The sequence below is a fragment of the Achromobacter sp. 2789STDY5608621 genome, assembly GCF_001299375.1.
In the GTDB taxonomy this organism is placed as follows: domain Bacteria; phylum Pseudomonadota; class Gammaproteobacteria; order Burkholderiales; family Burkholderiaceae_B; genus Achromobacter; species Achromobacter insuavis.
In genome coordinates this window covers 108,088-122,928 of the sequence record NZ_CYTU01000002.1, presented here as the reverse complement: position 1 = coordinate 122,928, position 14,841 = coordinate 108,088, and the positions used below count along the sequence as shown (strand labels likewise).

At 67.6% G+C, this 14,841-nt stretch carries 14 protein-coding genes; 8 read left to right on the top strand and 6 right to left on the bottom strand.

Features of this window, described 5'->3' with window-relative positions; all coding sequences use genetic code 11:
* Positions 1 to 25: 25 nt before the first annotated feature.
* From trpA to argE, 3 genes are all read right to left on the bottom strand, one after another.
* Positions 26 to 892, bottom strand: coding sequence for a tryptophan synthase subunit alpha (trpA, locus tag AOZ53_RS03010; RefSeq protein ID WP_054429604.1), 867 nt, complete (start codon positions 890 to 892; stop codon positions 26 to 28).
* 1 nt (position 893) lies between these two features.
* The gene (gene trpB, locus AOZ53_RS03005) at positions 894 to 2,093 is read right to left on the bottom strand and encodes a tryptophan synthase subunit beta (RefSeq protein ID WP_054429702.1); all 1,200 of its coding nucleotides are present in this window, start codon (positions 2,091 to 2,093) and stop codon (positions 894 to 896) included.
* Positions 2,094 to 2,274: 181 nt separating this feature from the next.
* The gene (gene argE / locus AOZ53_RS03000) at positions 2,275 to 3,426 is read right to left on the bottom strand and encodes an acetylornithine deacetylase (protein WP_054429605.1); all 1,152 of its coding nucleotides are present in this window, start codon (positions 3,424 to 3,426) and stop codon (positions 2,275 to 2,277) included.
* Positions 3,427 to 3,558: 132 nt separating this feature from the next.
* On the opposite strand from argE, the gene AOZ53_RS02995 reads away from it, so the two are divergent.
* Positions 3,559 to 4,872 (top strand): MFS transporter, encoded by a 1,314-nt coding sequence (locus AOZ53_RS02995; protein ID WP_054486808.1) that lies wholly within the window; start codon positions 3,559 to 3,561, stop codon positions 4,870 to 4,872.
* A 132-nt stretch (positions 4,873 to 5,004) separates the two neighbouring features.
* Here AOZ53_RS02995 and AOZ53_RS02990 read toward each other — a convergent pair whose 3' ends face one another.
* A complete protein-coding gene (locus AOZ53_RS02990) occupies positions 5,005 to 7,296 on the bottom strand; it encodes a RelA/SpoT family protein (protein WP_054429607.1) in 2,292 nt (763 codons plus the stop codon).
* A gap of 108 nt (positions 7,297 to 7,404) precedes the next feature.
* Between AOZ53_RS02990 and AOZ53_RS02985 the strand changes: the two genes are divergently transcribed.
* Positions 7,405 to 8,238 carry a M90 family metallopeptidase gene (locus AOZ53_RS02985; protein ID WP_054474953.1) on the top strand — a complete coding sequence of 278 codons (834 nt, stop codon included), beginning with the start codon at positions 7,405 to 7,407 and terminating at the stop codon, positions 8,236 to 8,238.
* A complete protein-coding gene (locus AOZ53_RS02980; protein ID WP_054486806.1) occupies positions 8,235 to 8,744 on the top strand; it encodes a flavodoxin family protein in 510 nt (169 codons plus the stop codon). The genes AOZ53_RS02985 and AOZ53_RS02980 overlap by 4 nt, the downstream gene beginning before the upstream one ends.
* A 75-nt stretch (positions 8,745 to 8,819) precedes the next feature.
* Here AOZ53_RS02980 and AOZ53_RS02975 read toward each other — a convergent pair whose 3' ends face one another.
* The gene (locus AOZ53_RS02975) at positions 8,820 to 9,173 is read right to left on the bottom strand and encodes a RidA family protein (RefSeq protein WP_054429610.1); all 354 of its coding nucleotides are present in this window, start codon (positions 9,171 to 9,173) and stop codon (positions 8,820 to 8,822) included.
* 78 nt (positions 9,174 to 9,251) lie between these two features.
* Entirely contained in the window at positions 9,252 to 10,427 is a 1,176-nt protein-coding gene (pncB, locus tag AOZ53_RS02970; RefSeq protein ID WP_054429611.1) for a nicotinate phosphoribosyltransferase, read from the bottom strand.
* Positions 10,428 to 10,584: 157 nt separating this feature from the next.
* Between pncB and fdxA the strand changes: the two genes are divergently transcribed.
* The 5 genes from fdxA to nth all read left to right on the top strand — a co-directional run bounded on the left by fdxA (position 10,585) and on the right by nth (position 14,640).
* A complete protein-coding gene (fdxA, locus tag AOZ53_RS02965) occupies positions 10,585 to 10,908 on the top strand; it encodes a ferredoxin FdxA (protein WP_006389264.1) in 324 nt (107 codons plus the stop codon).
* A 46-nt stretch (positions 10,909 to 10,954) separates the two neighbouring features.
* Positions 10,955 to 11,755: a ferredoxin--NADP reductase gene (locus AOZ53_RS02960; RefSeq protein WP_054429612.1), complete on the top strand. Its 801-nt coding sequence runs from the start codon at positions 10,955 to 10,957 to the stop codon at positions 11,753 to 11,755.
* Positions 11,756 to 11,989: 234 nt separating this feature from the next.
* Positions 11,990 to 13,216, top strand: a complete 1,227-nt coding sequence (locus AOZ53_RS02955) for a polyhydroxyalkanoate depolymerase (protein WP_054429613.1) — start codon at positions 11,990 to 11,992, stop codon at positions 13,214 to 13,216.
* 147 nt (positions 13,217 to 13,363) lie between these two features.
* Positions 13,364 to 14,008: an electron transport complex subunit RsxB gene (rsxB, locus tag AOZ53_RS02950; protein ID WP_054429614.1), complete on the top strand. Its 645-nt coding sequence runs from the start codon at positions 13,364 to 13,366 to the stop codon at positions 14,006 to 14,008.
* Positions 14,005 to 14,640 carry an endonuclease III gene (gene nth, locus AOZ53_RS02945; RefSeq protein ID WP_054429615.1) on the top strand — a complete coding sequence of 212 codons (636 nt, stop codon included), beginning with the start codon at positions 14,005 to 14,007 and terminating at the stop codon, positions 14,638 to 14,640. Before rsxB ends, nth begins: the two co-directional genes overlap by 4 nt.
* Positions 14,641 to 14,841: the final 201 nt, after the last annotated feature.

Sequence of the window (14,841 nt, the reverse complement as noted above, 5' to 3'; positions counted from 1 at the left end):
CCGTAAGGAGGTCGCGCCAGGCCGTTCAGGCCGACGCGCTCTGTCGTTTTACTTGGTCCAGCGCCTGCCGGATGGTGCGCAGCCAGCCGCTGGCGGCGGCGACTGCGGCGTCGGTTTGCTGGGCGGCGGGGGCGTTGGCCACCGCCTGCTCCATGGTTTCAATCAGTTTGCTGCCGATGACGACCGCGTCGGCCACGGCGGCCACGCGCTGCGCGCTGTCGGCGTCGCGGATGCCGAAGCCCACGCCGACCGGAATGTCGCGCACGTGGCGGCGGATCACGGCCAGGCGCTCGGCCACGTTGTCGGTGTTGAGCGAGCCGGCGCCCGTCACGCCCTTGAGCGACACGTAGTAGACATAACCGCGGGCCACCTTGGCCACGGCCTGGATGCGATCCTCGGTGGAGGTCGGCGCCAGCAGGAAGATCGGGGCGATGCCGTGGCGGCCGAGGGTTTCGGCGAACTCGACCACCTCTTCGGGCGGATAGTCGACCACCAGGACGCCGTCGACGCCGGCGGCTTCGGCACGGCGGGCGAATTCAGCCTGGCCCATGCGTTCGATGGGATTGGCGTAGCCCATCAGCACCACCGGCGTGGCCGTGTCGCGCTGGCGGAATTCGGTGACCAGGTCGAGCACGCGGCTCAGCCCCACGCCCTGGGCGATGGCGCGGTCGGCGGCGCGCTGGATCACCGGGCCGTCGGCCATGGGATCGGAGAACGGCACGCCCAGTTCCAGGACGTCGGCGCCGGCCTCGACCAGCGCGTGCATCAGGGGAACGGTGGCGGCGGGCGAAGGATCGCCGGCCGCGATGTAGGGGATCAGCGCCGCGGCGCGGCCGGATTCGGCGGTGCGCGCAAAGGCGGCGGCGATGCGATCAGAGCGGGTTGTCGTCATATCAGAGTTCGATACCGGCGCGTTCGGCGACGGTATGCATGTCCTTGTCGCCACGGCCCGACAGATTGACCAGGATGACCGCGTCGCGCGGCAGCGTGGCGGCCATCTTCACGGCCTGGGCGATGGCATGGGAGGATTCCAGCGCCGGCATGATGCCTTCGATGCGGCAGCAGTCGTGGAAGGCCTTGAGGGCTTCATCGTCGGTGATGCCGGCGTATTCGGCGCGGCCGGTATCCTTGAGCCAGGCGTGCTCGGGGCCGACGCCCGGGTAGTCCAGGCCGGCCGAGACCGAGTGCGTTTCCTGGACCTGGCCGTCGGCATCCTGCATGACGTAGGTACGGTTGCCGTGCAGCACGCCGACCTGGCCGGCGGCCAGCGACGCGGCATGCTTGCCGCTGTCCATGCCCTCGCCGGCGGCTTCGACGCCGATCAGGCGCACGTTCTCGTACGGAATGTAGGGGTGGAAGATGCCCATGGCGTTGGAACCGCCGCCGACCGCGGCCACGACGTAGTCGGGCTGGCGGCCGATGGCCTCGGGCATCTGCGTCAGGCATTCATTGCCGATGACGGTCTGGAAGTCGCGCACCATGCGCGGATAGGGGTCGGGACCCGCCACCGTGCCGATGATGTAGAAGGTGTTCTCGATGTTGGTGACCCAGTCGCGCATGGCTTCGTTGAGCGCATCCTTCAGGGTGCGCGAACCGGACGTGACCGGCACCACAGTGGCGCCCAGCAGCTTCATGCGGTAGACGTTGGAGGCCTGGCGGCGGACGTCTTCGCTGCCCATGTAGACGACGCATTCCATGCCGTAGCGGGCGGCCACCGTGGCCGTGGCCACGCCGTGCTGGCCGGCGCCGGTCTCGGCGATGACGCGCGGCTTGCCCATGCGCTTGGCCAGCAGGGCCTGGCCAATGCAGTTGTTGACCTTGTGCGCGCCGGTGTGGTTCAGGTCTTCGCGCTTGAACCAGATCTGGGCGCCGCCCAGCATTTCCGACCAGCGGCGGGCGTGGTAGACCGGGCTGGGGCGGCCGACGAAATGCTTGAGTTCGTAGTTGAACTCTTCCAGGAAGGCGGGATCGGTACGGTAGTGGTCATAGGCGGCGCGCAGCTCGTCGAGCGCGTGCATCAGCGTTTCCGCCACGAAAACACCGCCATAAGGACCGAAATGGCCCTGGGCATCCGGAAAATCGTAAGGTTTCACCAAGCATCTCCCCCGGTATCGCGGCCAACCTCTGCCGGCCGCAAATCCGGTTTGCAACCCGTCATTTTACCTGACGCCGGCCATGGCGGGGGTCGCCCCCGACCCGGCCGGGCGCCCCCCGGGGTGTCCCGGGCGGACGGCCCGGCTGGTCGCCCATACCGGTCACCCTGGTCAGGTCGCCTCAGAGCGACTGGCCCATGCGGCGCAGGAACGTTTCGCAGGCGGCCAGCTGGTCGAGCGCGACGAATTCGTCGGGCTTGTGCGCCTGTTCGATGTGGCCGGGGCCGCAGACCACCGTGGGGATGCCGATGCCCTGGAACAGGCCAGCTTCGGTGCCGTAGGCGACCTTGCGGGTGGCGCGGTCCTCGGTCAGGGCGCGCACCAGCTGGGTGATGGCGGCTTCCTCGGAGGCCTCCAGGGCGGGCGCGGCGGCGCCGGTCTCGATTTCGATGCTGGCGCCGTCGAATTCGGCCTTCATGCGCGGCAGGAGCTCATCGCGCACGTATTTTTCGACTTCTGCCTGGATCTGGTCGGGTTGCATGCCCGGCAGGTTGCGGAATTCATAGGTGAATTCGCACAGTTCGGGAATGGTGTTGACCGCGATGCCGCCCCGGATCTGGTTGGTCGTCATGGTCGAGAACGGCACGTCGTAGAACTGGTCGTACGGGCCGTTGGCCTTGAAGCTGTCGGCCAGATCGCGGATGCGGCAGATCAGGCGGGCGGCGTATTCGATGGCGTTGCAGCCGCGCGGGGTCAGCGACGAGTGCGCCGCCTTGCCGTGCACCTTGCAGCGGAACAGGTTGATGCCCTTGTGCGCCACCACCACCTGCATGCCGGTGGGCTCGCCCACCACGCAGCCTTCGGGACGGATGCCGCGGTCGTGCAGGTCGGCCAGCATGTACGGCGCGCCGGCGCAGCCGACTTCCTCGTCGTAGGAGAACGCCAGGTGGATCGGCTTCTTGCGCGGCATCGCCAGGAATTCCGGCACCAGCGCCAGCGAGCCGGCGATGAAACCCTTCATGTCGCAGCTGCCGCGGCCGTACAGCAGACCGTCTTTCTCGACCAGCTTGAACGGGTCGGTGCTCCAGTCCTGGCCGTCGACCGGCACCACGTCGGTATGGCCCGACAGGACGATGCCGCCCTGCTGGTTGCCGTCCTGCGCCGGCAGGGTGGCGAAGAGATTGGCCTTGGTACGCTCGGGATTGTGCGCCAGCCATGCCTCGACGCCCTGGCCCTTGAGCCAGTCACGGACGGTCTCGATGAGGGCAAGATTGGAATTTCGGCTGGTGGTGTCGAAACCGACCAGCGTCTCCAGCCAGGTGCGCGCGTTCATGTAGCAACTCTCTCGGGGAAAAGAAGGAGTGTAAAGCCAGGACGCGTCCGCGTCCCGCGGTCGCGTGGCCGTCCGAGGCGGACACAGGCCTAGAATGACGCCATTCCAGCCGTAAACCCCCAAGGAGAATCCGTGCAGCACAAAGCAGTTCCCACGCGCAACATCGTGGCGGCAGTCATTGGCAATGCCCTCGAATGGTATGACTTCCTGGTGTTCGCGTTCATGACGCCGATCATCTCGAAATTGTTCTTCCCCACCGATCCCAGCGTTCCCGGCAGCGAGCTGAACGCCATCCTGATGACCACCGCGATCTTCGGCGTCGGGTTCTTCATGCGCCCCGTGGGCGGCATCATCCTGGGCCTGTATGGCGACAAGAAGGGCCGCAAGGCGGCGATGGTGCTGGTGACCTCGCTGATGGCCGTGTCCATCGCCCTGATCACCGTGGCCCCCACCTATCATGCGGCGGGCATCCTGGCCCCCATCTTCATCCTGATCGCGCGGCTGCTGCAGGGCTTCTCGGCCGGCGGCGAGTTCGGCACCTCGACCGCCCTGCTGATCGAGATGGCCCCCAATGGCAGGCGCGGCTTCTACGGCTCGTGGCAGATGGCCGGGCAGATGCTGGCGCTGCTGCTGGGCGCGGCCTGCGGCACCCTGATCACCGAGTTCTTCACGCAGGAGCAGATCGCGGCCTGGGCCTGGCGCCTGCCGTTCGCGTTCGGCCTGGTGATTGTGCCCATCGCCATCTATATCCGCCGCAACATCGACGAAACCGACGCCTTCAAGCAGATGAAGGAAGACGAGCGCCAGGCCGCCGCGCGCGGCGAGGTGCAACGCCTGAGCCTGGGCGAGATGGTGCGCGCCCACACGCGCGAAACCCTGATCGGCGTGGGCCTGGTGGTGACGGCGACGGTGTCGATCTACATCACCTTCACCTACCTGGTGACCTACTCGACCCAGATCCTGAAGCTGCCGCTGAACCAGACCTTCCTGGTGCAGATGGCGGGCGCGGCGCTGATGGTGCTGCTGACGCCGTTCATGGGCGCCTGGTCCGACCGCGTCGGCCGTCGGCCGCTGGTGATCGGTTCGCTGATCGGCTACCTGCTGGTGCTGTACCCGCTGTATCACTGGCTGTCGGACGCGCCGTCGATCGGCCGCCTGCTGACCGTGCAGATCGTGGTGTGCTTCTTCGTGTCGGCCTTCTTCGGCGTGTTCAGCACCGTCATGGCGGAGCTGTTCCCGGCGCGGGTGCGCTCGGTCGGGCTGTCGCTGGCCTATAACGTGGCGGTGATGATCTTCGGCGGTTTCGCGCAGTTCATCGTGACCTGGCTGATCAAGACCACCGGCTCGCCGATGGCGCCGGCCTACTACGTGATGTTCGGCGTGGCGCTGGGCCTGGTGGCGTCGTTCTTCATGCGTGAACGCGCTCACGAGAACCTGGACCACTGAACTTCGCCGGGATGCGCCCGGGCCTCGATGGCCCGGGCAGCCGCTTCCGCATTCTGTCCCGCGCGGCCTGCATCCGGGCTCCATCCCGGATGGCCTGCCTTGGGACCTCTCCCTCCAGGATGCCGCGCCGGGCTAGCGGCGCGCCGCCGACGACACGCCCGGCACCTCGGCCAGCGCATCGAGCGCGCGGGCCAGCGATTCGCCGCCGCGCACTTCCACCGTGAACACCATGTGGGCCAGCGACTGCCGGCTCTGCGTGTTCACGCCCACCACGTTCAGGCGCAGGCGCGCGAACACTTCGGACAGATCGCGCAGCAGGCCGGAACGGTCGTGCGCGCGCACGCTGATGTCGACCGGGTAGAACGTGTCGGCCGGGGTCTCGCCCCAGGCCACCTCGATCACCCGCTCGGGTTCGCGCGCGGCCAGCGCCAGGTAGCTGTGGCAGTCGCTGCGGTGGATCGACACGCCGCGCCCGCGCGTCACGAAACCGGCGATGGCATCGGGCGGCGCCGGACGGCAGCAGCGCGCCAGCTGCGTCAGCAGCGAGCCCACCCCCACCACCAGCACCCCGCTCTTGCCGCTCTTCTCGGCGCTGCCGGCGCTGGCGTGGCGCAGCGCCGCCGGCTGCGGCTCGACGGCCGGCCCCGGCTGCTGGAACACGGCATCGATCTGCCGCAGGCTGAATTCTTCCTTGGCCGCGGCGACATAAAGGTCGTCGGCGCGGGCAAAGCCGAGGTTCTGCGCCAGCTGTTCGAGATTGACGGCGGTCTTGCCGAGCCGCTGCAATTCCTTTTCGACCAGCGCCTGGCCTTGCGTGATGCGCTGCTGCAGTTCGATGGCGTTGAACCACATGCGCACCTTGGCGCGGGCCCGCGGGCTGGCCAGGAAACCGAGCTGCGGGTTGAGCCAGTCGCGCGACGGGCCGCCCGACTTGGCCGAGATGATCTCGACCGTCTGGCCGGTGGCCAGGCGCGTCTGCAACGGCACCATCTGGCCATCGACGCGCGCGCCGCGGCAGCGGTGGCCCAGGTCGGTGTGCAGGTGATAGGCGAAGTCGACCGGCGTGGCGCCGGCCGGCAACTCGATCACGCGCGCCTGCGGCGTCAGCACGTAGATGCGCTCGTCCGTCGGCGCGGGCGCGGCGGCGGCGTGGCGGCTCTTGCCCGGGCCGGACCTGGCGGCGGCCGGCCTGGCCGTCTCGGGCGTGTCGGCGGCGGGCGCATCGCCCGCCTCGACGTCGCTGTTCCAGGCCAGCAGCTGGCGCATCCAGGCCAGTTGCCGGTCGTATTCGCTGGAGGCGGCCACCTGCCCGCCCTTGGCGCCGGCTTCCTTGTAGCGCCAGTGCGCGGCCATGCCGTACTCGGCGAACTGGTGCATCTCGCGGGTGCGGATCTGCACCTCGAACGGGCGGCCGTCGTCGTCGGCCACCACCGTATGCAGCGAGCGGTAGCCGTTGGGCTTGGGCCGCGAGATGTAATCGTCGAACTCGTCGGACAGCGGCGTCCACATCTCGTGGACCATGCCCAGCGCCGTGTAGCAGGCGCGCACGTCGTCGACGATGATGCGCAGCGCGCGCAGGTCGTACATCTGGGAGAAGTCCAGGCGCTTGACCCGCATCTTGTTCCAGATGCTGTAGATGTGCTTGGGCCGGCCGCTGACCTCGGCGTCGATGCCATGCTTGGCCAGCGCCGTCTGCAGGCGCTCGATGGCGCCGGCGATGAAGGCTTCGCGCTCGACCCGCTTTTCCTCGAGCAGGCGGGCGATCTGCTTGTAGCGGTCGGGCTCCAGGAAGCGGAACGCCAGGTCTTCCATTTCCCACTTGATCTGCCAGATGCCCAGGCGGTTGGCCAGCGGCGCGTACAGGTCGAGGGTCTCGCGGGCGAAGTCGGTCGAACAGGGAGTCTTGCTTTCGGCGTGCCAGCGCAGGGTCCGCAGGCGCGAGGCCAGGCGCATCAGGACGATGCGCAGGTCGGCCGCCATGGCCAGCAGCATCTTGCGCTGCATTTCCTTCTGCGAGCCGGTTTCCGCCACCGCGTCGCTGGCCTGCCGCGCCACCACGCCCAGCCGCAGCAGGGCCCGGGTGCCCTGGACCAGGCGCGCAACCTCGGCGCCGAAGGCCGTGGCGACCGGGTCGTTGCGCAGCGCGGGCGCCGGCACGGTCAGGTCGGTCGGCAAGGCCGCGAGCAGGGCCGCGGCGCGCGTGGCCGCATCGGTATGCAGGCCCGCCAAGATCCGCACCACGCCCGCGCCGTGCGAGGCCAGCGGTTCGCCCGTCAGGGCCTGCTGGCCCTCGAAGCGGGGAACCGACCAGGCCACCGCCTGGTCGATAAGCGCAAGGCCATCGGCGTCGAGCCCCGCCCCCGCCTCCTGTCGCCAGGAAGCGTCGAAAGGCGAAGGCGCATCAGGAACGGGCGGGGCGGACATCGCGGGAGTATTGCGGTTACGGTAATCGAAGATTCCGACACTCTACACTAGGAATCAACGCTGAAAACCCCGGCAACCACCGGGCACATATACAAGGAACCCAAGCTTATGTTGCGCTGGCTCAAGGGCCGGGGTGCGCGCGCCGCCGAGGTGGCGCAGATGCAGGCCCGGATCGCGCCCGAACTCTGGCGGCAGGTGCTGGACGCCCACCCCTTCCTGGCGGCGCTGGACGCCGATGAATCCGCGCAGTTGCTGGCGCGCTCGGCCTGGCTGCTGGCCAGCAAGACGATCAATGGCGCCCAGGGCCTGGAGGTCACCGACTTCATGCGGCTGTCTATCGCCGCCCAGGCCAGCCTGCCGATCCTGAACCTGACGCCCACGCTGTACGAGGGCTGGGACGAAATCATCGTGTATCCGGCCGGATTCCGCATCCCGCGCAAGCAGATGGACGAGGACGGCGTGATGCACGAATACCTGGAGGATGCCGCCGGCGAGGCCTGGGACGGCGGCCCGCTGGTGCTGTCCTGGGAGGACACGCAACTGTCCGAAGGCGGCTTCAACGTGGTGATCCACGAGTTCGCGCACAAGCTCGACCTGCAATCCGGCTTTGCCGACGGCATGCCGTCGCTGGCGGCGCACGGCGATCTCAAGCCGCGCGACTGGCGCCGCGTCCTGGACGACAGCCTGGACCGCTTCATCGCCGCGGTGGACGCGGTGGAGGCCGCCATTCCGCACGACGTGGATCCGGAAAGCGCCGAGGCCGACGCCTGGTACGGCCGCTTGCCGCTCGACCCTTACGCCGCCACCGACGAGGCCGAGTTCTTCGCCGTCAGTTCCGAGCACTTCTTCGTCGATCCCCACCCGATGGCCGAGGCGCTGCCGGAATGGTTCGGCCTGCTGCGCGCCTATTACCGCCAGGACCCCCTGGCGCGCTACGCATGAAACGGCTGCTGATCGTGTGGCACTCCCGCACCGGCGCGGCCCGCCAGATGGCCGAGGCCGCCGCCCGGGGCGCGGCCGCGGCGGCGGCGCTGCTGGAACAGCCGGACGAACTGGCGGTGACGCTGCGCCGCGCCGCGGATGCCGGGGTGGACGAGGTGCTAGCCAGCGACGGCTTGCTGTTCTGCGCGCCGGAGAACCTGGCCAGCCTGAGCGGCGAAATGAAGGCATTCTTCGACCGCTGCTACTACGGCGCGCTGGACCGCATCGCCGGCCGCCCCTACGCCTGCCTGGTCAGCGCCGGCAGCGATGGCGCCGGCGCGGCGCGCCAGGTGGAGCGCATCTGCACCGGCTGGCGCCTGCGGGCCGTGGCTCCGCCGCTGATCGTCAATCTGGGCGCACAGACGCCGCAACAGATCGCCGCCCCCAAGACCGTCGCGCCGGCCGAGCTGGCGCGCTGCGAAGAAGCCGGCGGCCTGCTCGCGGGCCTGCTGCTGACGGCGGGGTGACGCCACGCGAGGCGTCCAGGAATAAAAAAAGCCCTCCGGCCTGCCGGAGGGCTTTTCATCGTGCGTCCGCGCCGATCAGGCGATGGCGGCGGTGACGACGATCTCGACCTTGAAGTCGGGGTTGGCCAGGCGGGCCTCGACGGTGGCGCGCGGGGGCGAGTTGCCGTCGGCGACCCAGGCGTCCCAGGCCTTGTTCATGCCGTCGAATTCCTTCATGTTGGCCACGTAGATCTGGGCCATCAGGATCTTGGTCTTGTCGGTGCCGGCTTCGGCCAGCAGGCGATCGATGGTGGCGAGCACTTGCTCGGTCTGGCCGGTGATGTCCAGCGTGGAATCGTCCGGCACCTGGCCCGCCAGGTACGCGACGCCGTTGTAGACGGCCATGTCCGACAGGCGCTTGGCGACGTGGAAGCGCTTGATGCTGCTCATGAATATTCCCCTAATGACGAGTTGCGGGTTGAACAATGCGAAGAATGGCGAACTTTACCCTGCCCGGGCCGGGCCCCGCTAGGCGGGCGGCAGCTGGAACACCTGGCGCAGATAGGCCAGGTAGGCCGGATCGTCGCACATGGTCTTCTCGGGCGCGTCGGACACCTTGGCCACCGGCTGGCCGTTGCAGCGGACCATCTTCATGACGATCTGCAGCGGTTCGTGGCCCAGGTCGTTGGTCAGGTTGGTGCCGATGCCGAACGAGACCTTGCAGCGCCCGGCGAACTGGCGCGCCAGTTCGATGGCGCGCGGGAAGGTCAGCGAATCCGAGAACACCAGCGTCTTGGCGCGCGGGTCGACGCGGTTCTTGCGGTAGTGCTCGAGCAGCCGCTCGCCCCAGACGAAGGGATCGCCCGAGTCGTGCCGCGCGCCGTCGAACAGCTTGCAGAAATACATGTCGAAGTCGCGCAGGAAGGCGTCCATGCCATAGACGTCCGACAGCGCGATGCCGAGGTCGCCGCGGTATTCCTTGGCCCACACCTCCAGCGCGAACACCTGCGAATCGCGCAGCCGCGGACCCAGCGCCTGGCAGGCCTGCAGGTATTCGTGGCCCATGGTGCCCAGCGGCAGCACCTCGTGCTGCTTGGCCAGCAGCACGTTGCTGGTGCCGGCGAAGTGCGGACCCATCTGAGCCTTCATGGTCGAGACGATCTCTTCGTGCCAGACCTTGGAGAAACGGCGCCGGGTGCCGTATTCGGCCACGCGGAAATCGGCCAGCGCCGGGTCGTCCAGCACCAGGTGCATCTTGGATTGCAGGCGCTTGCGGCCCTCGGCCCAGTCCGGGTTCTTGCGCGTGTTGCGGAAGTAGACCTCGTTGACGATGGCCAGCACCGGGATCTCGAAGAGGATGGTGTGCAGCCAGGGGCCCTTGACCTCGATGCTGATCTCGCCCGGCCCCTCGCCCTCTTCGATGCTGATGCAGCGCTCGGGCAGATGGAACAGTTCGAGGAAATCGACGAAGTCGCTTTTGATGAAACGCAAGCCACCCAGATATTTAAGTTCGTCCTCGGTGAAGCGCAGCTGGCACAGCTGGTGCACTTCTTCGCGGATTTCATCCAGGTAGGGACGCAGGTTGACCCCGCGCGTGCGGCACTTGTAACGGTACTCGACCTGGGCAGCGGGAAACTGATGCAGCACCACCTGCATCATGCTGAATTTGTACAGGTCGGTGTCGAGCAGCGAGGTGATTATCATGATTACGCGTATCGTTTCGCGACACCATAGCACAGCGGGACCCCGCAATACCCCAATGCGCCACGATGTCAACACGGGTATTGGCGGCGGTTTGGCGCCGCATTGGGTAAAATCCGCCCAACAAGACACAAATGCCGCCTGCCCGGAGTTCCTGAGAATGACCCACGTAGTCACCGAAAACTGTATCAAGTGCAAGTACACCGATTGCGTCGACGTATGCCCGGTGGACTGTTTTCGTGAGGGTCCGAACTTCCTGGTGATCGACCCCGACGAGTGCATCGACTGTGCCGTGTGCATCCCCGAATGCCCGGCCAACGCCATCTACGCCGAGGAAGACGTGCCGCAGGACCAGCTCAACTTCATCGCCCTGAACGCCGAGCTCTCGCCCGAGTTCGCCAGCATCAGCCGCGCCAAGAAGCCGCTGCCCGACGCCGACGAATGGAACGGCAAGCAGGACAAGCTGCAATACCTGGAAAAATAATCCGCGAGCGCGGGGCCGCCCAGGCCTCGCGACGCGCGATGCCCCGATGACCGACGATTCCAAATACACGCGCCAGACCGTTACCCACGTCCATACCTGGGTGCCCGACAAGCTGTTCTCGGTGCGCGTCACGCGCGACGACGCGTATGCCTTCCAGCCGGGCCAGTTCGCCCGGGTCGGTCTGCCCGGCGCCGAGGATCCCGCCGGCCCGCCCACCCTGTGGCGCGCCTACTCGATGGTGTCGGCCCCGCACCAGCCCTGGCTGGAGTTCTATTCCATCGTGGTGCCCGAGGGCCTGTTCAGCCCGCGCATGGCGCGGCTGCAGCCGGGCGACGCGCTCTATGTCGAAAAAGCGCCCTACGGCTTCCTGACGCTGGAGCGCTTCGCGCCCGGCGGCGACCTCTGGCTGCTGGCCTCCGGCACCGGCCTGTCGGCCTACCTGTCGATCCTGCGCGATCCGGCCGTCTGGCGCGCCTATCGCCGCATCGTGCTGGTGCACGGCGTGCGCACCGCGGCGGAGCTGGCCTACCGCGAGGAAATCGAAGGCTGGCGCAATGATCCGTCCCTGAGCGAGCTGTTCGCGGCCGAACCGGACAAGCTGATCTACCTGCCCATCGCCACCCGAGAGGCGCTGCCCGGCATGCCGCAGGCGCGCCTGACCACCCTGATCGCCGACGGCGGACTGGAACGCCTGGCGGGCCTGCCGCTGGACCCGGAGCAAGCGAAGATCATGCTTTGCGGCAATCCGGACATGCTGGCCGATGCCCGCAAGTTGCTGGGCGAACGCGGCTTCAAGCCGGGCCGCCGCGGCATCCCCGGCAACCTCGCGGTGGAAAACTACTGGTGAGTCCCCGCCCCAGTCGGATCGGCCCCTGGCCCGTCCGGCCTAGGACGGAAATCCCCCTTTTTATGCCGCCGGCGCCCCTGGATTCCGCCCTAAACTGGTGCGCAAGGGATGACGGGTCGCATTTTCGCAACACAAAATCCGGTTTTCGGGCGCTTTCGTCAGACAAATTGGAAATACCGTTACTCCCCGGCGCAATAATCGGGGCACACGCACGACCCAGAAGGACTTCCCCAAATGCTGTACCAATTGCACGAAATGCAGCGCGCCTTCCTGACTCCGTTCGCTGCTTTCACGGATGCCGGTTCCCAGCTGTTCTCCAGCCCCTATAGCCCCCTCGCCTACACTCCGATCTCGCGCCAGATGGCCGCGGGATACGAGCTGATGACGCGCATCGGCAAGGAATACCAGAAACCCGCCTGGAACCTGCCGGCCACGGACATCAACGGCAAGTCGGTGCGGGTCACCGAATCGGTCGTGCTGGACAAGCCCTTCTGCCGCCTGGTGCACTTCCACCGCGACGTGCGCCAGACCCCGCAGGACGATCCCAAGGTGCTGCTGGTGGCGCCGCTGTCCGGCCACCACGCCACGCTGCTGCGCGACACCGTGCGCGCCCTGCTGCCCGGCCATGACGTCTACGTCACCGACTGGATCGACGCGCGCATGGTGCCGCTGTCGGCCGGCCCGTTCCACCTGAACGACTACGTGCGCTACGTGCAGGATTTCATCCGCCACCTGGGGCCGGACGTGCACGTGATCTCGGTCTGCCAGCCCACGGTGCCGGTGCTGGCCGCCGTGTCGCTGATGGCCTCGGCCAACGATCCCTGCCAGCCGCGCAGCATGGTCATGATGGGCGGCCCGATCGATCCGCGCCAGTCGCCCACGCAAGTGAACCGCCTGGCCACCACCAAGCCCTATTCGTGGTTCGAGAACCAGGTCATCCACCCGGTGCCGCCGCGCTATCCGGGGTCGGGCCGCAAGGTCTACCCGGGCTTCCTGCAGCACGCCGGCTTCATGGCCATGAATCCCGACCGCCACATGAAGTCGCACTACGACTTCTACCTGGACCTGCTGCGCGGCGACGACAGCGACGCCGAGGCCCACCGCCGCTTCTACGACGAATACAACGCCGTGCTGGACATGCCGGCCGAGTTTTACCTGGACACCATCCGCATGGTGTTCCAGGAATTCGCGCTGCCCAACGGCACCTGGGAAGTCGACGGCCAGCTGGTGCGCCCGGCCGACATCAAGAAGGTGGCGCTGTTCACCATCGAAGGCGAGCTGGACGACATTTCCGGCCAGGGCCAGACGCGCGCGGCCATCAAGCTGTGCAAGAACATCCCGGCCGACCGCAAGATGCACTACACCGCTCCTAACTGCGGCCACTACGGGATTTTCTCGGGCCGCCGCTGGCGCGAAATGATCTGTCCTAAAATCGCGGAATTCATCCGGCAGTCGGCCTAGGGCGATCCGTCCTTGCCGAACCGTAGTCCACGGGGCCTGAAGGGCCCCGTTTGTTTTAATGCCCGACGGGCATTGCCTGTTTTCCCGCCCGCGCGGCCACGCCCGGTTTCGCGCCCGCGCGGCGCCTTACGCTTTTCACTGTTCGCCATGTCCTGTCGTTCACTCGCCGACCGCGTCGACGCCCTGCTGCCCCAGACGCAATGCACCAAGTGCGGCTATGACGGCTGCCGGCCCTATGCCGACGCCATCGCCGCCGGCGATGCGCCCATCAACCGCTGCCCGCCGGGCGGCGACGAAGGCATCGCCGCGCTCGCCGCCCTGCTGCAGACGTCCGCGCTGCCGCTCGACCTGAGCCGCGGCGAGCCCGGCCCGCTGCTGGTGGCGCGCATCGACGAGGCGCACTGCATCGGCTGTACGCTGTGCATCCAGGCCTGCCCGGTCGACGCCATCGTCGGCGCCAACAAGCACATGCACACCGTGCTGGCCGACTGGTGCACCGGTTGCGACCTGTGCGTGGCGCCCTGTCCGGTGGACTGCATCCAGATGGTGCCCGCCGGCCGCGCCTGGAGCGCCGAGGACGCCGCCGCCGGCCGCCAGCGCCATCGCCGCCACCAGGCGCGCATGGAGCGCCTGGCCGCCGACAACGCGCGCCTGATGGCGCCCGAACCCGCGGCGGCGGCCACGCCCGCCGCCCCCGCCACCGACGACGCGCAGCAGGACGACCGCAAGCGCGCCGCCATCGAATCCGCGCTGGCCCGCGCCCGCGCCCGCCGCAACACCCCGCGCCCATGAACGCCGCCAAACGCCGAGAGATCTTCGCCCGCCTGCAGGCTGCCAATCCGCATCCGACCACCGAGCTCGAATACGACACGCCGTTCCAGCTGCTGATCGCGGTGCTGCTGTCGGCCCAGGCCACCGACAAGTCGGTCAACATCGCCACCCGCAAGTTCTTTCCCGCCTACGGCACGCCGCAGGCGCTGCTGGCGCTGGGCGAGGAAGGCCTGTCCGACTACATCAAGACCATCGGCCTGTATCGCACCAAGGCCAAGAACGCGATCGCCACCTGCCGCCTGCTGATCGAGCAGCACGGCGGCGAAGTGCCGCAGACGCGCGAGGCGCTGGAAGCACTGCCGGGCGTCGGCCGCAAGACCGCCAATGTGGTGCTGAACACCGCCTTCGGCCAGCCCACCATGGCGGTCGACACGCATATCTTCCGCGTCTCCAACCGCACCGGCATCGCGCCGGGCAAGAACGTGCTGGAAGTCGAGCTCAAGCTCGAGAAATTCGTGCCGCGCGAATATATGCAGGACGCGCACCACTGGCTGATTCTGCAGGGCCGCTACGTGTGCGTGGCGCGCAAACCGAAATGCCCGCAATGCGGTATTTCCGACCTGTGCGAATACAAGGACAAGACGCCGGCCTGAAGCGGCTGGCGCGCTGCGCGATATCCGCGCGGCAAGACATCGCGCATCGGCGAAAACCGGGTTTTCCCCGATGCGCGCGGCGATGACGAATTGATGACGATCAATACGAATTTGCTGCAATGCATTGCGAGGTCGCATCGGGTTTTCACCCAATGCCAATGCGAATTGTCCACGATCCGACAATTCACCTTTCCGCACCGC